Raw genomic sequence first — 18,695 nt, 5'->3', positions numbered from 1 at the left:
CGGCTATCTGACCCCCACCGAGTTCGAGACGCAATTTGACACGAAGGCCGCAGAAGCAGCATAATTCGTCTGTCTACTAAATCGGGAACGCTTCAGCCCCGAGACCCGGGCCTCAACGCCGGCGACACCATGAGCACCACCCACGCCTCGACGTGGCGGGTCGTCTACAGGGACGCGAACGGGTTTTCGGGTTTCTCGGCCACTGCGTTGCTCAGAAACGCGGTCAGCCAGGCGGCCAGGCCCCCTTCCCTGGCGATGCCGTCCGGCCACGGAACCTGCAGCATCCACCGCTCCATCGCCGCCGTGGTAGCCGTGGCGAGCAGGTCGAGCAGGCTCTGGGGAGGGGGCGCCGCAGTCGCGCACAGCCAGCCCAACGCGCCAGCGAACCGAACATCGATCGGATTGTCCTCGCCCATCCACAGCCGCTCAGCCCACGCCACGGCCGCTGCCGCCTCGGATCGTTCGACCGCGAGCTGGACAAGCGCCAGCACCAGGCTGATCCGCACCGGCTCGGCGTCCTCCACCGCCAACCGTCCCCGCAACGCCCGCACCACCACCGGTGGCGCCGCGAGTGCGGTGGCCAGCGCGTACGCTGCAGCCGACCGCACCGCCACGTCGGTGTCCTCGAGCAGCGGGATCAGTAACGACACGTCCGCCGCGATCGCCGCACGCGCCGCCTCCAACGTCCACTCGACCGGGTACCCCCAGGTGTCGACACGGCGATCCTCGGGCGCATAGGCGACCTGGAGCAGGTCCTGGCACAGGTCACGCCCGAAGTGGTTGCGATGGCCGGCCTCGGCCGCCAGCAACAGCAGGCCGGCGCGATCGTGTACGGCCGGACTGGCGGCCAGTCGGATCAGGAACGGCACCGCCAAAGCCGCCGGGGCAGAGCTGTAACCCTGATGACGGACCCTGTTCCACAGGGCGCTGAGGCTGCGCGAGGCGACAGCAGGATCGGCGGCGGACAGCCCGTGCAGCAGGTCAGGCATATCATCGGCGCGCCCGTACGCATGGCAGAACCGGCGCCACGGGACCGCATCCACCACCAACCTGCCCTCGACCCGTAACTCCGGCAGTACACGGCGAACGTCACGTGCCCGCCAGTACTCCTCGATCCTCACCGGTGTCATCCGGAGGAGCTCGTCCTCGTCCACGGCCTCACCGACCGCGCCTTTGTCAGCCACGCCCCGATCATGCCGACGGGCTACGACAAAAACTCCCGCGGCAGCCACATGAACGCCTGCGCCCCGAGCCTCCGGAACCTCAAATTCCGATCCTGACCCCACCGCCCATCCGCATAGACCTTCGCAGGTTCCTGGCCGGACACCGCCGACCTACCGTCACGCGAACCAACGGTCCAGACCGGTCCGATAACCCGTGGAACAGGGCACCCGACCGGCCCCATGATTGCCGCGATGACCCATGACCTCGAAGACGACCCGCAGGACTGGCACTACGCGCCGTCCGGCACCCTGCATGGTGCTTTGCAACGAGGCCACGGCATCGCGGTCATCAAGCTGCGCCGCGACCGCGAGCAGGCAGGACTGGTCTACGCATGCACCAGCCGCGACACCCGCTGGGACTGGCAGGTCGACGACCGATACACCTACCTCGCCCGGCTCCTACGCGACCTGCACCTCGACCCGGCCCCGCTGATCACGCAACTGCACGCCTGCGGCCCCCGGCTCTCCTGGCCACACCGAGACCCAGCCGACGACCACAACCAGTTCAACCTCGCCGTCGGAATCCTGGAAGCACTCGCCCGCACCGGCAACGAGCAGGCCCGCGAAGCGCTGCGTGAATACGTCCACGACGGAGCCCGCTGGATCGACGTCCTACAGACACTCACCCACGAGTGGCCCGTCGAATGGTGGGACGACCTCTGGGAAACCGCCGCCGCCCGCATCCACCCCGATGACACGATGCGGCTGTTCCCCAACAGCCAGCCGTGGCAACGCTGGCATGGCCGCGACCCCCGCCTCGACGCCGTCCTCAACGCCGCCCGCTCCGCCCGTCCTCCAGGCCCAGACCACCGGACCATCCTGGCCGAGGCATCCGACGCCGAGCTGATCGCCCTGCTACGCACGCCCGGCACCGACCGCGACACCATCGCATTCGCGCTGCGCCAGATTCGACGCCGCTCCTATCCCATGCCGGAACTGCTCGACGTCGTCGAACAGCTCGCGCCCACCCGACCCCCGGGCCTGCGCAGCACGCTGTTCTCGCTCGGCCCCCTCATCGCCCCACCCGCCCGAACCTGGGCCACCGACCCCGACCACCCTCTGTTCCCCGACGCTGCGTACCTCCTCGCCAAACATGGCGACGAACAGGACATCCCCCTGCTGCTCACCGCAGTCGATGAACTCACACACAGCGGCCAGTGGTGTGGCTACGACCAGCTCGCCGAAGGCCTCGCCCGCATCCTCGCCCCCCTACCACCAACCACCCACACCGACAGCCGTACACGCCTGATACGCCGACTGCGCTCCCTGGCCTTCGCCTCACCACACACCTACGAACGCGCCAGCCACCTCCGCAGCCTGCTGCTCCTCGACCCCGACAACACCAGGAACGCCCTGCCGATCTTCCTACTCGACTGCGAACCCGACGTAAGACACCTCGCCGCCCAGCACACCTCACTAATCACCGACGACGCCCACCAATGGCTAACCGAACTACGCGACGACCCCATCGAGAACAACGACATCAAACACACCGCGACACAACGCATAACACTGGCTTGACCAGCACCGACACGCCAACCAAACTCATCCATCTGCAGGCGGGAAAGGCGCGGCGATTTCGACCGTTCAAATGTGACGGACGGTGACCGCCATGAGTGCAGCCGCGATGGTCGACCGGTGCCAAACCGGTGACGAACCGCGGCGCAGCCGGCGGCACGAACCGTCACCAATCGGCACGATCAACGATCACGCGAACCGGCCCTCGCGCCCGATTGCCAAACGCCGCAACACAAAACGGCTGTGAACGACACCCCACGCCAGCCGACGACAACAGCTCAGCCTGCCGGAGAAGAAGACTCATAATCCTCCGGTCGTGGGTTCGAGCCCCACCCGCCCCACCACCAGGCAATACGCGAGTACTGAGTCCCGGACAGCGCTCGTACAGCGGAGTATCTTCAAGATCGTGAAGACGACGGATGCTGCCCCTGTCGACGATCTGACGACCCTTCTCCCCGACTGGCGCCGCCATCTGCGGGCCCTCAACCGCTCCCCCGCGACGATCAAGAGCTACCTCACGTGTGGGGAGTCGTTCGTCGCCTTCCTCACCGAGCAGGGCATGCCGAGGGCTGCGAACGCGATCGCGCGGGAGCACGTTGAGGCGTACATGGTGGCGCTCAGCGAGCGCGTCAGCGCCGCCACCGTGGCGAAGCACTATCGGTCCCTACAGCAGCTCTTCCGGTGGCTCGTGGAAGACGGCGAGATCAGCCGGACGCCGTTCGAGCGGATGAGCGCGCCCGCGGTCCCGGAACAAGCCGGTGCCCATCCTGGGTGACGACGTGCTCCGCAAGCTCCTGGACACCTGCAAGGGCAACAGCTTCGAGAACCGCCGCGACGCCGCGATCATCCGCCTGTTCCTGGACACCGGAATCCGGATCGGTGAACTGGTCGGGCTGAAGGTCGAAGACCTCGACTTCGACCACGACGTAGCGCACGTGATGGGCAAAGGCAGGCGCGGCCGTGCCGTCCCCTACGGCAACCGCACCGCCGACGCCCTCCGCCGGTACATCCGTGCCCGCGCCCGCCACGGTCAGGCCAAGAGCCCTGCGCTCTGGCTCGGCAAGAAGGGGCCGATGACCGAGTCAGGCGTAAGCCAGATTCTGGAACGGCGCGCGGCCGACGCTGGCGTCCCCAAGCTCCACGCACACCAGTTCCGGCACACCTTCGCCCACGCCTGGCTCGCCGCGGGCCACCAGGAACAAGATCTGATGCGCCTCGCCGGATGGCGAAGCCGCGAGATGGTCGGCCGGTACGCAGCCTCGGCCGCCGACGATCGCGCTCGGGACGCGCACAGACGCGCCGCGCTTGGCGATCGTCTTTAGCCCTAGGGTCGCGACGCTGGCGCTGGCTGCTAGCCCGGGGCTTTCACGCCGGTGATCGTCTGGTGGGTGTGTCGGAAATGGGAAAGTGCTCCTGAGCTGGGAGGATCGGGCTTGTCGAGGGCCTGAACCATCCGTCACCAAGGAGCACCTTCATGGTGCAGAGTACCGGTGTCTACCCGTCTGTCCGTGTGGACGCGGCCGGGCGGGGTGTCGTGTCGGCGGCGGGTGGGGTGCTGCTGACCGAGACGGTCCGGGTCAGTGGGCTGGGCCGGGTGCTGTCGGACGAGCTTGCGGGGTGGCGGTCGCCGTTGGCGACGCATGACCCGGCGAAGGTGCTCACGGATCTGGCGGTGTCGCTGGCGCTGGGCGGTGACTGCCTCGCGGACATCGCGCTGCTGCGCGCCGAGCCGGAACTGTTCGGGCTGGTGGCCTCGGACCCGACGGTGTCACGGACGGTCGACCGCCTCGCCGGTGAGGCGGACCGGGTGCTCGCGGCGATCGGCCGGGCGAGAGCGGTCGCGCGTGGCCGGGTGTGGTCGTTCGCGGGTCGCCACGCGCCCGACCACGCGGTGTCGGCGGATGACCCGCTGGTCGTGGACCTGGACGCCACCCTGGTCACGGCCCATTCGGAGAAGGAGCAGGCCCGGCCGACGTTCAAGAAGGGATATGGCTTCCACCCGTTGTGGGCGTTCATCGACCACGGCGCTACCGGCGCCGGGGAGCCGGCGGCCGTGTTGCTGCGGGCGGGTAATGCCGGGTCGAACACGGCGGCTGACCACATCGCGGTCGCGACCTCCGCGCTCGGCCAGCTGCCGCGACGGCTGCACAGGTCACGATCGGTGCTCGTCCGCGCCGACTCGGCCGGCGGCACCCACGCCTTCGTTCAGTGGTTGCACCGGCGCCGGGTGGGCTACTCGGTCGGGTTCACCCTGCCCGACGACGCCGCCCAGCTGATCGGCAGGCTCCCCGCGGCGGCGTGGACGCCGGCCTACGACGCCGACCGCCTGCCCCGCCCCGGCGCGTTCGTCGCCGAACTGACCGGTCTGATGGACCTGACCGGCTGGCCGCCGGGGATGCGGGTCATCGCCCGTAAGGAACGACCGCACCCCGGCGCCCAGCTGCGGATCACCGACGTTGACGGCAACCGGATCACCGCGTTCGCGACGAACACGCCCCGCGGCCAGCTCGCCGACCTGGAACTACGCCACCGCCGCCGCGCCCGCTGCGAGGACCGCATCCGCGGCGCGAAGGACACCGGCCTGACCAACCTGCCGCTGCACGACTTCGCCCAGAACCAGATCTGGTGCGCCCTCGTCGCGCTCGCCTGTGACCTGATCGCCTGGACCCAGATGCTCGCCCTCGCCGACCACCCGGCGCGCCGGTGGGAGCCGAAACGCCTACGCCACCGATTGTTCTGGCTGGCAGGACGGCTGGCCCGGCACGCCCGGCAGACCGTGCTGCACCTGGGCGCCGATCACCCCTGGGCCCCGCTGGCCGTCCAGGCGATCAACACACTGCGCGCTCTGCCCGCCCCGGGACAACCCGGGCCACCGACCTCCCACCCCGCTGACCAGAACGGAAACCCGCCCCGGACGTGGACCGGGCGCCCACCCGAGCGACAGCGGGCACACCGCCACGGCCCACCTCGACCGGGCAGCACAAGTCAACATCAACAAGGGTCGGAGGTCAGCCCGCGATCACACCTGGCCGAGGCACGAAAGATCTGGGCTAGTCGGCCCGGAACCGTCCTCGGCAGAACGTCTGCTATAACTCGGCGTTGCCAGTAAGGGCGGCGACGTCTCGGTTCATATTCCTACGGGATAGCCCGTAAAATTTTTCCACTTGCGGGAAAGCTAATTAGCCTATGCGGCAGATCACCCAGCATCCGAACTATCTCGCCCTGATCGTCGCTCGTTGCAAATATGATTTGTCCCGGCGCCGCGTCTTGATGAAGCTGGGCCGATCTGGTTAGAAGGCGTTCAAAGCTAATCCGCGCAGTCTCCTGCTGTCTCGGCTCATCGAATACTAGAAGACGCGGATGATTTTGGGTCTGACTCCTGCCCACCTCAAAGAGACCCAGAAGATACGCCCAGATGAGTCGAATCATGTCACTGGCGGAAAGGTCGAATCCTAGGTCGAAGCCTTCGTGTATTGGCCGATATGTGTCTCGCGATATCTCGACTGACCCCGAGTCGAGGGAACGAAATTCGTATTGCGTAAGCTGATCTCTGACGGAGGCTTGAAGTTTATCGAGTGTCGCCTTATCCAAGTCACTCAGAGGATCGTCGTTCATATCGGCGATCAATCGTTCATTGGCAGTCCATGCATCCGTCGTTTGTCGCAATTGAGTGAGGATCTTTTCTATCTCAGATCTAGTTCGCGCCAAGAACTCTTTCCGATCCTCAAACCTTAGACGAGCCACCAGATCGCCAGCCGATGGAGTCGCATTGGCCTCTAGGAGACTGTCTTTGTAGGCCCGGATTGAACGACGGGAATCCATTACTCGTTCTCTTAGAGCACCTTCGCGCGCCTGAAGTGCGAGCACTACTCGGGTGATGTCCTCTCGCATCGAACGAAATGTAGACAGCTGCTGCGAGATGAAGTCTAGGTTCTCCGCTACGCTCATCACGGCATGCGAAATCTCATAGCCATCATGCAACTCTTGATGACAAGTGGGACACTGGTTGAGCTCGCCGAGAAAACTAACGTGTGACGAACCTAGGCGCTCAAGGAGGTTCAGGTCTTGGTGACGCTGCAGATCCTCCTCAAGCGCCTCAATCCTCGCGTCAAGAGCCGCGCGGCGGCGGCCAACATCAGCAAGCTCCTCGATGGTCGCGGAAAGAAGGGCCGAGTTCTCCGCAAGACTGCGCTGCGCGCCGATCAGCTCTGCTTCGGAGTCGGTGGCGCGGTCGGCGACGGTTCTTGTCTCCTCCCGCGCGAGTCGGACGATTTCGTTCTCAATGTTGTTAAGCGCATCGTCGACTGAGATCCAGCCAGATCCGGTACTCACCATTAGGCTTATACTCGAAGGACGCCTAGTCTTCGAAAGGCGTTCGGGAAGGCCGGAAATTACGATACCTGCAGCCTCGCCCGCCACGCGCAGGCTTCCGATCGTCGCCTTCCACTCAGCTTCCAGCATGGAGCGGACCGAAATTAGTCGCTGCCTCGTAAGTATCTTGCTGTAGGCCTCAAGGCCCAGGATGAACTCGACTGCGCGTTTACCAGGATCCCTGAGGCTAAGATATCCGGGGATGCGTGCCTGAATGCCGGACCAGCCGTGCTTCTGCTCAACATAGAGAAATGGGAAAATCGCTTCCAGATACAGTGGACATTCAGCGCCGTCCAGTCGAGAAACCTGAGGGATATTCCAACCGACGAAATTGGCCAGACGATACTGGTAACCAGCTTCCCGCTGAGCCGCTCCCGGACGGCGAACGAAATAATCGCGGCGTGGGTAGTCTCCGCTCGCAGTCAATTGCGGACCTTCCCATGTCTGCACGAGTGAGCGTTCCACCGCGTCAGACTTCACCGCACGTCGTACCGTTAGGACCTCACCCCTGTCATTCTCTATCTCAAGGCTCACATGGGATTCGAGAACTGCAAAATCCAGACCGTCGATATCGACTGCATGAGTCATTGCGTGAGGGAGGGGAATTTCTCTCCTCGCACTGAGCATCCCTTCAAGCCCAAGCGCATAGATGATCGCTTGAAGGCAGGTTGACTTACCGCTTGAATTATCTGCTCGGATGATGTTTAGACCATCGGAAAAATCGAGTGATGTTCCGACCATGGGTCCGGTCGTTGAGGCGCGGAGTTCGAGTCGCCGAATCTTAAGCCGCATCGCTATCCTTCGAAGGAGACAACTTCGTCAATGTATTTCTGCGACATCCTCCTTGGAAGGTTCGAAAGAAATGTCTTTTCGCCAACAAGCACTGTTCGCTGACGTTCAAGATCACGCGCGAAGGCAGTTCCTAGAGAAGTTAGCGCTATAACTCTCGAGTTCTTTTGCGCAACAAGCCCGGCTCCGATGGACAAGTCAATCGTGCGGCTCAACGATGGATCGAAGCGAACAACGATATCATCAGGGCGTTTTTCTCCTCTTACCCAGCGAAGGAAAGTCTCGCGGGTTCTCGAGTTTCGGATCGCCCAACCGAGTATGTGCGTTTGAGCGAGGGTTGCACTGCTGCCGCGGCACCGACTAAGAATTAGTATCACCGATGAGATTCGCCAAGCCAACCTCAAGTCTGGAGGTATCGGTTCTGGTCGCCGCGCAAATCGGATCGGCGCGTTGACTGAACTGAATAGGTCCTCCAGCGCGTTGGCGGTCACGCGGCATTCTCCTCTCCGAAAAAATCGAGAGGGCATCTCATGAGCCAGTCGGCAATCGATGACCAAGCGATTTCTTTCGCAAGTCCCTCATCGATCGCTGGCACGGCAGCAACGAGTTCGTGTGCTAGATCGACCGCGATATCTGTCACGTCGCGGGCCGTAGGCTGCGCCACGGTACTCGAATATTCGAGTACCAGATAGCTCTCCTTATTCGCTCGGCAGATCGATGCCGCTTGCCATTGATCTGGGTACCGATCTCGCATCTGCGACAAACGATTTTCGCCAACTAGGTAGGCGCGTATCAACTCGTCAGAGTAGCGGAGGCGTCCCACAGGTGATTTCAAGATGACAGATAGCTTGGCGTCGATCGTGGCGAGAAGGTGGCCGTGCTGATCTCGCCACGAGGCGACGCTTTCAGTCTCTTCAGGCTCGATTCTCATCTGAGGAACCGGTATACCGAGAAGGCTTGACCGCTCGCGCGGGAATGCCTCGTCCGTCATGACAACAATATCGAAGTCATCCGCGATGAACTCTAGGTTCCACGCGCGAACCTCCGCAGCCTTAGACTTGCCGTGTTGTACCAGCTTATGAGAGTCGTGGCGGTGCACCATAAAACCGTATCGCTTGAGTCTGACGCTACCCAGAAGTTTGATAAGTTCCTTGTGTTTTTCGCGAAGCTTCGATACGTCGGTGGTGAGTTTGTCTCGCTGCTTCTCATAAAGAACGCTAGTCGGCAATGGTTCCTCGGCCGCATAGCACTGGTAAGCACATCCGTCCGCACTGAAGGCTTCAAGGCCTAGATCGCCTCCATGGCGGTCTGGGACCTCATGTAGCTCGTGTGCGCCATGGTGGAGTCGAAGGATCGACAGGCAATGGCGTTCCCATTCCTTGCCGTCCCAAAAACGGATGGAAGTCATGATCCCCCTTCAGTACGTCCGGCAGCATACGCCAAGGCACCGGTCCTTGGGGGTGTTATTGGGCAGCGTGTGCGACGGGCAGACGGCGAGGTGCAACTCGCCACGTTCGGCTGTCTGGATTTGTCGGGTGCTCACCCGGCGCGACGGCGAGCACTCTGTGTCAGCGCTACGTGCACCTCGGCGTTAGACGGATCTTGTTGATCTTAGGTGGCAGCATCGAAAGTGTGTGGCGACCAGACCTAGCTGGTCGGCCTCACGTCCGGGTCCAGGCGCATAGGCTGAGTGGCAGGCTGCCCCGGGAGCGAACGTGACTATGACGTTGAGCGCGCGAACTGGCATCGTTGTCTGCCTCGCCCGCGAGAATGGATCGCTGACGGCGGCCGGCCTGACCCCGCTGGCGATCCAGGTTGGCGAGTAGGGCTATCCATGGCATGGAAGGAGTCGGACGCCCGGATGGCGGCGTTCGATGTGCTGGCGCGGCTGGGCGTGGACCCGCCCGACATGCAGCTACTGCGGTTCGGGGAGAACGCGTTGTACGCGTTCCGGGAGCGGCGGCTGGTGGTCCGGGTGGCTCGGCCGTCCACGGAAGCGGCCGACGTCGCTCGGACGGTGAAGTTCGTGCGGCGGATTGCGGCGCGTGGGATGCCTGTTTCGGAGCCTGCTGACCTGCCTGAGCTGGCACAACCGATCGTGACGTCGACTGGCGTCGTGACGCTGTGGACGTTGCATGACGTCGATGAGGGCTGCCGGGTGAGCGCCCCCGAGCTGGGCGGGTTGGTCCGCCAGTTCCACGACCTGGCCGCGCCGGAAGCCGATCTCCTCGGTGCGTGGGAGCCGTTCGGGCTGATTCGGGCGCGGTTGGCTGCGGCGGAGCGCGACGGACTCGACCCGTCGTTGACCGGGCCGTTGGTCGACCTACTCGCGTCGTTGGAGACAGCGGTCGATCGGCTGTCAGACCGGCTCGGCGTAGGGGTGATGCACGGGGACATGCACTACGGCAACGTGCTGTGCCTGCCGGGACGACGCCTACTCCTGATCGATTTTGATCAGGTCTGCCGCGGTCCGCGGGAGTGGGACCTGGTCCCGAACCTGGTGACCGTGCGCCGCTTCGGGCTGGCCGAGTCCGAGTACCAGGCGTTCTGCACCGCGTACGGCTTCGACCTACGAACATCCCCGGACGCTGAGACGCTGGTCCGACTGCGGGAGCTGGGAATGGTCAGTTGGCTGTTGCAGCAGTACGGGACCTCGGCCGTGATCGACGATGAGATCAGGCTGCGGATTGGGACCATCGGTGAACCGGTCGGCCCGCCCGCGACCCGTTGGCACGCGCATTGAGCGCCACTCCGCCGGCCGCCGCAGGGCTGCCGTTTGACCCGATCGTGGCCCGGCCATCGCACCGGCTGTCCATCGTGATCGCCACCAGCGCGGAGACAGCAGACCTGCTACGCGCCGACGGCCAGCTTCCCGAGACGTACCTACGGTTGGGCCGGCTGGCAGGGTTCTACCGCGATGCCGACAACCAACTTCCGCGTGTCCTGGCCGTGCGCGATCTCGATCCGGCGACATTGGCGTTCCGCCGGGGCGCAGGAACCGCGGCGACGATCCGGGCGGGGCGACTGTGGCTGTTCGACGTCCAAGCCGGTCCCGTGGTCGCCGTGCTGTCCGTCGACCTTGACTGCGACCCGCTCGCACTGATCCCGTTTCTCGAGGATCTCTACTACGACGACCTCACCGTTGATAGCAACACGCTCGACGTGGCAGCGGCTGACCTGCTCGACGGGGCGAACGCCACGGTCCGGCAGACCGGTGGGGGTCCGCTGGAGCTAACCTCACAGCGCCACCAGATGGTGTTCACCTCCGCCACACTGCCCGAGGACACGATCCAGCGGCTCATCTACCGGGCTGATCTCGACGCGAACCCAGAGTATTCGTCGATTCAGTATCCGGCCGAACTCAACCGCCGGCCGACCAGCGGAGCGGCTGTCGGTGCCTACGTTTCTGTACTGGCCGCGCAACAGGACTACATTGAAAACTGCGCACTGCTGTCCGCAGTGCAGGTTGTCGCAGCGTCCTGCAAGATACGCTCGGTCAGATTCGCCGCGTACGAGACCTTGCTCCGGGTGCGCGAACTCGGCACGGCACGCACCACGATGACCACGCCGACGCGCCGGGCCGAGCTAGCTCGGCTCCACGAGAAATTAGCTGAGCAGGAACTAGCGCTGACGTTCGGCGTCGAGGCGGCGTGCGAGATCGGCATTCTTATCCCGGCGTTGAGGGTGGAGAACTTTCACCGCCAGCTCGTGGCCTGCACGGGGCTGCGCGACAGCATCGCGACCGTCTCCACGATGCTTGCCCGTGCCACGTCGGTGCTAGCTGCTGAAGAGGCTTCCCAGACGTCCCTGGACGCCCAGCGCCGGGACCTGCGCAGGCTGCGCTACGGTGTCGCGATCGGCCTCCTGTCGACGATCGCCGTTCCGATCGGAATCATCCTCGGTTTCTTCGGTGGAAACTACACCCAAGTAGACGGCGACAGATCCATGTTCGATTGGTCCCATTATCACGACATGTATTTGGCTGTTCTCGGGATGATCCTTGCCGCCGGAGCAGTATTCGCCGTGCTCCTTCTCGCCGAGCGCTACCAGATCCGCCGCACCACGCGTTCGGAGAATCGGAACTGACGAGCGGCAGCGTCAAACGTCGCTGAGCGCTGGTACCCGTGCCAGGCCGGCGCGCCACGCTGGGATCTGTTCCGCACGGGTGACTTCCCAGACGACGCGGTATTGCGCGGTGCCCCGGATAAAGACGGTTACCGGATGCGGCACGATCACCCCGCCGCCTTCCCAGCCACAGCGCGGCCGGACGCCGCACGTCACGACCGGTTGCGGGCCGGCATGGAGCGCGTCCCGCTGATCGGCCAGGATGCGTGCGACCGCGAGCGCGAGCCTGCTGGATGCGGGAGAGACGAGCGCCGGACATGCCACGAGCACCCGAGCCGCGTTCTCCTGGGCGAGCTGGGAGGCCACCGAGTCGGGCGGATGCCAGCCAGCCCGGACGAACTCCGGCCGCGGGTAGACGTCCACGAGCACACCCGGGCGGCGCGGCAGCGGAACCGGAGCGACAGTCACCGGCACCGGGACGGCGTCGCTCCCGTCAAGTTCGATCATCATGGCCGACATGGCTTCTCCTTCTGCCGGCCACCTACGACCCCCCGGCCGTACAGACTCCGCAGCGAACGATGGCTGACCTGCGCTTGCACGATGCTTGCTGGAGTTAGCGCTGAGGTGTTCCCGGCCGGGCGAAGTCGGCCGGGGTCAGCGCACCGACCACGGCCGCGAGTACGTCCCGCTCGGTCGCGGAGCCGTCGGCCGGGCCGAACACGAGCACCACGCCGATGTCGCCGTAGCCGCCGATGAACACGGCGCCGTCCGGCAGATGGGCGATGCTCGCGGCCAGTTCGGCGATGGTCGCGCCGGGCGCAACCTTCACGGTCACCACCGTTGCCGGCGGCTGGGCTTTCGTAGTCTGTGGCCTGGTCACGTGGTCACCGTCCCGCGCTGTGTCGTGTGGGTGGGTCTTCGTACTGCGCGTCCCGGGCCGGCGGGGGCCTGGCGGCTACCGGCCCGGGAGCCACTTCCACGGTGGTGGGCGCGGCGTTGGGGTAACAGTCCGAAAATGGCCGGACCGATGGCGCAGAATTGACCCATGGGGAAGCGTTCCGGGCTCGCGGCACGCCGCAAGGCCGTGGGGCACTCACAGGAGAGCCTCGCAGAGGCCCTGCACACGTCGCGGTCGACGGTCGCTCGCTGGGAGCGCGGCGAGGTACAGCCTCAGCCCGCCACACGCTCGGCGCTGGCTGAGATCCTCCAAATATCGCTGAGCGATCTCGACGATCTCCTCGAAGGCACGCCAGCACAGACGCCCAGCGAGTCTTTCAGGGTAGCTCCCAAAGAGCCGGTCGGAGCCGCCCACATCGAAAGTGCACGCGATCGTGTCAAGCAGCTACTCACCATGGAGCACTCCTTCGGTGGGATGCGCGTCGCGAATGTCGCTCTCGACTCGGCGCACGCGTTTGAACGGCGGATCGACGAGGCTGGTATCCGCGCCGGATATAACTCGGACGCGCACGCGGCTGCCGCGGAACTCTTTGAGGTAGCCGGATGGCAACTCATCGATGCCGCCCGGCCGGACGATGTCGATCGGGCGAACAGTAGAGCACTGCACCATGCGGCGGCGGCTGGCGACCACAGTATGGAAATCTTTGTGATCCAGAACGAGTCCATGCACTTGTGCGAGACGGGCAGGGCGACAGAGGCCCTCTATCTGACTCGTGGGGTACTGGAACAGACTCTGTCGCCGCGCCTGTCCACGCTGTTCCACGTGCGGGAGGCGCGCGCACTCGGACGGCGAGGCGACGGCGAGGCTCTGAGAATCTGGCTCAAGGCGATGGCCGAGTACGGCGACGGTGTACGCGAGTCAGACCCGTACTGGTCATGGTGGATAAACGACGAACAGATGCAGTTGCAGAAGGCTGCGCTCTTCCGTGATCTAGGCCGGTACGACACGGCCATAGATACCTGGCAGGGGTACCTAACCGCCCGCTCGGACGATCTTTATCTCACCTTGGTCATCGCCCAGTTGGCGCAAGCGCAAGCACGCGCGGGAGCTTGGGTCGATGCGGAGTCGACCGTAGGCAGCCTCATCGACGGCGCCGACGACATCTGTTCGGGCCGGGCCATCGCGCGGATTGACCAACTAGCCGCCGACGTGAAGCGCTCCCCATCCGCGCCCGGCTCGTTGCGTGAAGCCACTCGCCTACTCGCATCGTTCATGCACCACGCCCACGCCGAGCGACTTGCTAGCTCCAGTTAGCACCCAGCAAGCACGCATCGTCCGACGTCGCACCGAGCCCATCGGCCGACATTTCTTCCACTGCTAACTACAGCTAGCACTTTGCAAGCACGCGCAGAAACGATCGGGCCGCGCGGCTGGTTGCTCCGCGCGGCCCGCTTCTCGCCTTACCGCTGGGGGCAGTCAGCGGTCACGATCTCGAAGGCGATATCGAGGATCATGGAGCCTTCCCGGTGGGGGCGGCGGAAGGCGCCGGGGGTGATGCTCATGAGGTACGCCGCTTCGTCCCGGCGGTAGGCGACGCTCTTCCGCCGGGTGTCGGCCGTCAGGCCGAACAGAGTCCTCATAGCCTGGTCTGCCGGCGGGTCGAGCCTGTCGATCGCGGCTCTGATGATCCGCTCGGCGAGTAATGCCCGCGCTTTCGGGCTGGTGCCGTCAGGCGGGTTGAGCAGGTCGACGAGGTCCGGTCTGTGTCGTGCCAGCTCCGGGGCACCGGCGCCGTGGCGTCGGGCCTTACAGAGGAGGGTTTCGACCGTCTCAACGTCCGGCCTGCTGTTGGTGTGCATGTGGCGTTCGGCAAGGGCCTGTGTGGCCCCCGCTTCCCCCGCCGCGGTTCCTCCTTCCGTGTCTGGTGTTGCCCGACCGCGGGGTGCTTACGGGCAACGCCAACTACTATCTCACGTTTGTCGCCGATCGCTACGTTTGCGGTCAGTAGCGTCTACTGAGTCCGCTCCACAGTTGGTGACGTGTGCTTGCCGGCGACGGCCTGCCGAGCCGTTGGCCTGCGACAACGTGGGGAGCGTCCCGCACTCGGCGCGGCGAGCGCGGCTCGATGCGCAGAGACGCCGATCCGGATCTTGGCCGACGCCGATCCGGCCACGGGAGCGCTCCGGCCCGAGACGTGCGCGGCCTGACGACTCACCTGACGACTCACACGCGGAAAGGGCAGCTCTGGGCACTGCGGTGGGTGGCCCCTGCTCGGATCTGTAACCGATCTGCTGCCATGTTCCGTGCCACGATACGGCTCAGTTCCGCGGGCACTACGCGGCCCGTTTCGGCGTCAATGCGACGCCAATTATCGGGGCATATTCGTGGCCAATAACGGGAGCAAAACACCCGCGCGGCGAGGCCAATACTGGCGATGTCAGCGCGCCACGGGAAACACCCCCGGCGGCGCATCTCTCGCCAACTTCCTCGGGAGCCTCTCATGCCTCGCTATGTTTACCGCCCCTCCCTGTTGTGGCAGCTGATCCGCTGGTCGCTGCTCATCGCGCTTCTATACCTCGTGCTGTTCGCAGTCTCGTACGTCGCGCGGTACGCCATTCCGGTCGTGGGCCCGTTCCTCGTGGTCGGTGGCCTCGTCTGGGGCGCGGTCGCGCTGGTGCAGCGCGGGCGCAGTAGGTGAGGTTCGCCATCGGGCTCGACCCGTTCCCGGGAGTTCCCGCGACCGCTCCGATTCCAGGAATGGTGCTGCTGTTCCCGGACGTCGTGTGGTGGCTGCTGGAAACCGTGCTGGTTCTGGGCCTGTCCTGGCGCCGTGTGAAGCCACGTCGCGTCGGCGCCGTCGTGTGGCTCGCCGTGCTGTGGCTTCTCGCATCCGCCGCGCGGTTCACGCCGCAGATTCTCGCCCTGACGATTCGCTGACCCTCCTCCCCGCTTTCCGATGTTCCGAAGGGATAGTCATGTCCTCCACGCACGGCAAGACCTCGGCCGCCGACCTCGGGTCGCTGACCTTGGACGATCTGGCGTTGCGGTCCGAGAAGGCGCACGCCGACCACATGGCGACCTACACCGCTACCGAGGTTCTGCATCTCGTTTTCATGTCCACGCCGGAGCACGACCAAGAGGTCGTCGACGTCATCGACGCGGCGTACCGCCTCATCCGCCAGTACCGAAAGAAGACTTACCGGGAATGGCGCGGCGCGTACCGCATATGGGTCACCGAGGCCGGGTTCGAGATCCCGCCAGAGATGACCGAGGCCACCGACAGCGAGAGCGAAAGCGAGGTCTAGCCGGGTATGCAGACGACAATCGTCATTCTTCTCGGGCTCCTGCTCGCGGCCTCTCTGATCGCGCCCCGGCTACGCGCTCGTAGCCTCGTGCCGATCGTGTGCATTCTGCTCGGCTGGTTCTGGGCCGGCTCGGGATTCGTTCCCACACTCACCGACGTCGCCACGGCCATCCGAGACTTCTTCCGGTCGCTGCCCATCCACTGGAGCTAGATCCCCCATTTCCCGGGAGGTGCGTCCCGCCGTGCCCGCACGGCGGGACGCACCGGCCCCCGAATCGTTCGGAGTTCCGCCGTGTCCGAAGACCACCTTCCCGTGCCCGTTGAACGCTCAGGCTGGGTTCCCGACGTCCCCGCCGTTCTCACCGAACTCGAAACGCTGTCCGGCCGCGAACGAAGTTACGAATGGCCACTCGACCCAGTCCCGGATCGTGTGCCGGTGCCGGTGGACCCCACCCCACCCGGCGCGGTCGACATCGCCCGCCGGCCGGTGATCCCGGCGAGCCTGCGCCGTGACCAGCTCACCGCGACCGCCCGGCACGTTGGCGGCCGGTGGGCGCACGCCAGCGCCTATCACGCCGTCCGTCTCCCCTGGTATCTCGCCGTGATCGTGCAGGCGGCCGTGGTTGGCGCCGGGAGAGTCGCCGTGCGGTTCGTCCGGTGGTGGACGCACGCCGAGTCCACCCCGGTACGCCAGGCTGTCGCAGAGGTTCGCGACACGGCCGTGTGGCTGCGCCTGGACCGCGAGGTTCGCGCCACCCGTCGCACCCGAACCCTGATCGTCGCTGACGCTGGCGCCGGCGCGTTGACCGCAATCGCCGTGCTCGGCTCGGCATTCGGGCCGCCGACCCAGCCCGGATGGCTGCTCGTGTGGCTGCCGCTCGTGGGGTCCCTGGCCTACGTCGGGCGGCCAGTAGGACGGCCTCTGATCGCCGCGGCCGTTGTCGCGCCACGGTTCCGCAAGCTGTCCGCCGACATCGTGCTCCGCGCCTACTACGCCGCGAAGCTCGGCGCGGACAAGGATGACCAGCGCATCACGTTCGGGTCGCCCATGGCCCGCGACGGCGACGGCTCCCGTGTCACCGTGGATCTTCCCTATGGGAAGGGCTTCACGGACACCGTGAGAGCGCACGGCGCGATCGCGTCCGGGCTGGATGTCGCGGTCACGCAGGTCTTCCTGACCCGAGACCCGACGTCGCACCGCCGCCACACCCTGTGGGTGGCCGACCGTGACCCGCTCGCGATCCCCGCCGGCCGGACCCCACTCCTACGTGGCAGGCCAACCGACATCTGGACCCCTGCCCCGTTCGGGCTGGACGAACGAGCCCGCCCCGTGACGATCGACCTCCTATGGCAGTCCATCCTTGTCGGGGCTCAGCCCCGACAAGGATGGACGTTCGCGCTCCGCTCGCTCGGTCTGTTCGCCGCCCTCGACCCGTATGTACGGATCACGGTCGCCGACGGCGGCGGAAAGCCCGACTGGCGCAAGTTCGAGGCCATCGCGGACCGCGCGGTCTTCGGGCTCGCACCGACCCGCGACGGTGATCCAGTCGAGATCCTCATCGACACGTTGCGCGAGATCCGGAAGGACGTACAGGCCCGGTACCTCGCGCTGTCCGACCTGCCCCCGGACGTGGTGCCCGAAGGGAAGCTCACCCGCGAGATCGCCCGAGACCCGAAGTACGGCATGCCCGTCCGGCTCCTGCTCCTGGACGAGTTCCAAGAATGGTTCGCGACCGGAAGCCCCACCGCCGACAGCGAAATCGCGTCGCTGCTCGTCTACCTCATCCGGGTGGCCCCGGCGGCCGGGGTCATCATCGGCAGCGCCACGCAACGGCCGTCGGGCATCGGAAGCGGCGACGTCGCGAAGAAGTTCACCGACTTCCGCGACAACCACATCATCCGTTTCTCCCTACGCACCGGATCGTGGCAGGTCTCGGACCTTGTTCTCGGCGCCGGAGCGTTCAGTGAAGGGCTCGACTCGTCCACGCTCGCGGCCGAGCACAAGGGCGCGGGAATCCTGCGCGGCGCGAGCGACACCAGCCCCACCGTCCGGACCTTCCTGGCAGATGCGGAGGATGCCGCGCACCTTCTCGCCATCGCCCGAAAGCTCCGCGAACACGTCGGAACCCTTTCCGGCCAGGCAGTCGGGCAGATCGCCCACCGCGAAGAGCGCGACGTCTTGGCCGACGCGCTGTCGGTGTTCGCGGACGGCGCCCGCGGCCTGCACTGGGCCGAGTTGGCCGGACGGCTGGCGACCGCCTACCCAGAGCACTACCGCGATGCCACGCCCGACGCGATCAGCGCCCAGCTTCGCGCGTTCGGCGTGCCCTCGGTGGACGTCCGCCGGGACGGCCAGGTCCGCAAAGGCGCCCGTGCCGACGCCATCCGCAAGGCCCACCGCGCCCGCGCCGACGTGTAGCGGCATGCGGGGGGTGGAGTGATCCCGGTTCTGTAGACAGTGGACGTACTTATCACTGACTACCAGGGAGATCCGGGGATGGGATCGATGCGGAGGAAGTTCACCCAG

Annotated in this window: 17 protein-coding genes and 1 pseudogene; 12 read left to right on the top strand and 6 right to left on the bottom strand. The window is 65.5% G+C overall.

Annotated elements, in window-relative coordinates; translation table 11 throughout:
• Positions 1 to 164: 164 nt before the first annotated feature.
• A complete protein-coding gene (locus BCD48_RS49110; protein ID WP_071049065.1) occupies positions 165 to 1,184 on the bottom strand; it encodes a hypothetical protein in 1,020 nt (339 codons plus the stop codon).
• 231 nt (positions 1,185 to 1,415) lie between these two features.
• On the opposite strand from BCD48_RS49110, the gene BCD48_RS15425 reads away from it, so the two are divergent.
• The 4 genes and pseudogenes from BCD48_RS15425 to BCD48_RS15415 all read left to right on the top strand — a co-directional run.
• The gene (locus BCD48_RS15425) at positions 1,416 to 2,744 is read left to right on the top strand and encodes a hypothetical protein (protein WP_071049066.1); all 1,329 of its coding nucleotides are present in this window, start codon (positions 1,416 to 1,418) and stop codon (positions 2,742 to 2,744) included.
• Positions 2,745 to 3,147: 403 nt separating this feature from the next.
• Positions 3,148 to 3,516: a phage integrase N-terminal SAM-like domain-containing protein gene (locus tag BCD48_RS53605; RefSeq protein ID WP_241841748.1), complete on the top strand. Its 369-nt coding sequence runs from the start codon at positions 3,148 to 3,150 to the stop codon at positions 3,514 to 3,516.
• Complete coding sequence (locus BCD48_RS53600; protein WP_241841747.1) at positions 3,500 to 4,063, top strand: tyrosine-type recombinase/integrase; 564 nt, start codon at positions 3,500 to 3,502, stop codon at positions 4,061 to 4,063. The genes BCD48_RS53605 and BCD48_RS53600 overlap by 17 nt, the downstream gene beginning before the upstream one ends.
• Before the next feature lie 152 nt (positions 4,064 to 4,215).
• Positions 4,216 to 5,601 (top strand): annotated as a pseudogene (locus tag BCD48_RS15415) (IS1380 family transposase); the annotation flags it as partial.
• 275 nt (positions 5,602 to 5,876) lie between these two features.
• Here BCD48_RS15415 and BCD48_RS46295 read toward each other — a convergent pair.
• Together BCD48_RS46295 and BCD48_RS50670 are read right to left on the bottom strand one after the other, a co-directional pair.
• Entirely contained in the window at positions 5,877 to 7,853 is a 1,977-nt protein-coding gene (locus BCD48_RS46295; protein WP_157910503.1) for an ATP-binding protein, read from the bottom strand.
• A 535-nt stretch (positions 7,854 to 8,388) separates the two neighbouring features.
• Positions 8,389 to 9,309: a hypothetical protein gene (locus BCD48_RS50670; RefSeq protein ID WP_131804001.1), complete on the bottom strand. Its 921-nt coding sequence runs from the start codon at positions 9,307 to 9,309 to the stop codon at positions 8,389 to 8,391.
• Positions 9,310 to 9,762: 453 nt separating this feature from the next.
• Between BCD48_RS50670 and BCD48_RS15405 the strand changes: the two genes are divergently transcribed.
• Both BCD48_RS15405 and BCD48_RS15400 read left to right on the top strand, forming a co-directional pair.
• The gene (locus BCD48_RS15405; protein WP_071049063.1) at positions 9,763 to 10,644 is read left to right on the top strand and encodes a phosphotransferase enzyme family protein; all 882 of its coding nucleotides are present in this window, start codon (positions 9,763 to 9,765) and stop codon (positions 10,642 to 10,644) included.
• Positions 10,641 to 11,987 carry a hypothetical protein gene (locus tag BCD48_RS15400; RefSeq protein WP_071049062.1) on the top strand — a complete coding sequence of 449 codons (1,347 nt, stop codon included), beginning with the start codon at positions 10,641 to 10,643 and terminating at the stop codon, positions 11,985 to 11,987. The genes BCD48_RS15405 and BCD48_RS15400 overlap by 4 nt, the downstream gene beginning before the upstream one ends.
• Positions 11,988 to 11,999: 12 nt before the next feature.
• Here BCD48_RS15400 and BCD48_RS15395 read toward each other — a convergent pair whose 3' ends face one another.
• Positions 12,000 to 12,485, bottom strand: a complete 486-nt coding sequence (locus BCD48_RS15395; protein WP_071049061.1) for a hypothetical protein — start codon at positions 12,483 to 12,485, stop codon at positions 12,000 to 12,002.
• 94 nt (positions 12,486 to 12,579) lie between these two features.
• Entirely contained in the window at positions 12,580 to 12,795 is a 216-nt protein-coding gene (locus BCD48_RS15390; protein ID WP_157910502.1) for a hypothetical protein, read from the bottom strand.
• Between the two features lie 216 nt (positions 12,796 to 13,011).
• On the opposite strand from BCD48_RS15390, the gene BCD48_RS15385 reads away from it, so the two are divergent.
• Entirely contained in the window at positions 13,012 to 14,178 is a 1,167-nt protein-coding gene (locus BCD48_RS15385) for a helix-turn-helix domain-containing protein (RefSeq protein ID WP_071049059.1), read from the top strand.
• A 146-nt stretch (positions 14,179 to 14,324) separates the two neighbouring features.
• On the opposite strand, the gene BCD48_RS15380 is transcribed toward BCD48_RS15385, so the two are convergent.
• Positions 14,325 to 14,723 (bottom strand): hypothetical protein, encoded by a 399-nt coding sequence (locus BCD48_RS15380; RefSeq protein ID WP_071049058.1) that lies wholly within the window; start codon positions 14,721 to 14,723, stop codon positions 14,325 to 14,327.
• 641 nt (positions 14,724 to 15,364) lie between these two features.
• Here BCD48_RS15380 and BCD48_RS15375 point away from each other — a divergent pair.
• The 5 genes from BCD48_RS15375 (at position 15,365) to BCD48_RS15355 (ending at position 18,587) form a co-directional block, all read left to right on the top strand.
• Complete coding sequence (locus BCD48_RS15375; RefSeq protein WP_071049057.1) at positions 15,365 to 15,562, top strand: hypothetical protein; 198 nt, start codon at positions 15,365 to 15,367, stop codon at positions 15,560 to 15,562.
• Positions 15,563 to 15,621: 59 nt separating this feature from the next.
• Positions 15,622 to 15,801: a hypothetical protein gene (locus BCD48_RS15370; RefSeq protein ID WP_131804000.1), complete on the top strand. Its 180-nt coding sequence runs from the start codon at positions 15,622 to 15,624 to the stop codon at positions 15,799 to 15,801.
• 38 nt (positions 15,802 to 15,839) lie between these two features.
• Positions 15,840 to 16,169, top strand: a complete 330-nt coding sequence (locus tag BCD48_RS15365) for a hypothetical protein (RefSeq protein WP_071049055.1) — start codon at positions 15,840 to 15,842, stop codon at positions 16,167 to 16,169.
• A 6-nt stretch (positions 16,170 to 16,175) separates the two neighbouring features.
• Positions 16,176 to 16,379 carry a hypothetical protein gene (locus BCD48_RS15360; protein WP_071049054.1) on the top strand — a complete coding sequence of 68 codons (204 nt, stop codon included), beginning with the start codon at positions 16,176 to 16,178 and terminating at the stop codon, positions 16,377 to 16,379.
• An 81-nt stretch (positions 16,380 to 16,460) separates the two neighbouring features.
• Positions 16,461 to 18,587 (top strand): cell division protein FtsK, encoded by a 2,127-nt coding sequence (locus BCD48_RS15355; RefSeq protein ID WP_071049053.1) that lies wholly within the window; start codon positions 16,461 to 16,463, stop codon positions 18,585 to 18,587.
• Positions 18,588 to 18,695: the final 108 nt, after the last annotated feature.

The sequence above is a fragment of the Pseudofrankia coriaricola genome (assembly GCF_001854805.1).
GTDB lineage: Bacteria > Actinomycetota > Actinomycetes > Frankiales > Frankiaceae > Pseudofrankia.
Note: the sequence above shows the minus strand (reverse complement) of the source record. Positions and strands in the feature narration are given on the sequence as shown.

Bases quoted from the DNA above. Each gene is read 5' to 3' on its own strand.
- BCD48_RS46295 (WP_157910503.1), bottom strand. From the start codon at position 7,853: ATGGTCGGAACATCACTCGATTTTTCCGATGGTCTAAACATCATCCGA.
- BCD48_RS15375 (WP_071049057.1), top strand. From the start codon at position 15,365: ATGCCTCGCTATGTTTACCGCCCCTCCCTGTTGTGGCAGCTGATCCGC.
- BCD48_RS15385 (WP_071049059.1), top strand. From the start codon at position 13,012: ATGGGGAAGCGTTCCGGGCTCGCGGCACGCCGCAAGGCCGTGGGGCAC.
- BCD48_RS15380 (WP_071049058.1), bottom strand. From the start codon at position 14,723: ATGCACACCAACAGCAGGCCGGACGTTGAGACGGTCGAAACCCTCCTC.
- BCD48_RS15370 (WP_131804000.1), top strand. From the start codon at position 15,622: ATGGTGCTGCTGTTCCCGGACGTCGTGTGGTGGCTGCTGGAAACCGTG.
- BCD48_RS15425 (WP_071049066.1), top strand. From the start codon at position 1,416: ATGACCCATGACCTCGAAGACGACCCGCAGGACTGGCACTACGCGCCG.
- BCD48_RS50670 (WP_131804001.1), bottom strand. From the start codon at position 9,309: ATGACTTCCATCCGTTTTTGGGACGGCAAGGAATGGGAACGCCATTGC.
- BCD48_RS15405 (WP_071049063.1), top strand. From the start codon at position 9,763: ATGGCGGCGTTCGATGTGCTGGCGCGGCTGGGCGTGGACCCGCCCGAC.
- BCD48_RS15395 (WP_071049061.1), bottom strand. From the start codon at position 12,485: ATGTCGGCCATGATGATCGAACTTGACGGGAGCGACGCCGTCCCGGTG.
- BCD48_RS15365 (WP_071049055.1), top strand. From the start codon at position 15,840: ATGTCCTCCACGCACGGCAAGACCTCGGCCGCCGACCTCGGGTCGCTG.
- BCD48_RS15360 (WP_071049054.1), top strand. From the start codon at position 16,176: ATGCAGACGACAATCGTCATTCTTCTCGGGCTCCTGCTCGCGGCCTCT.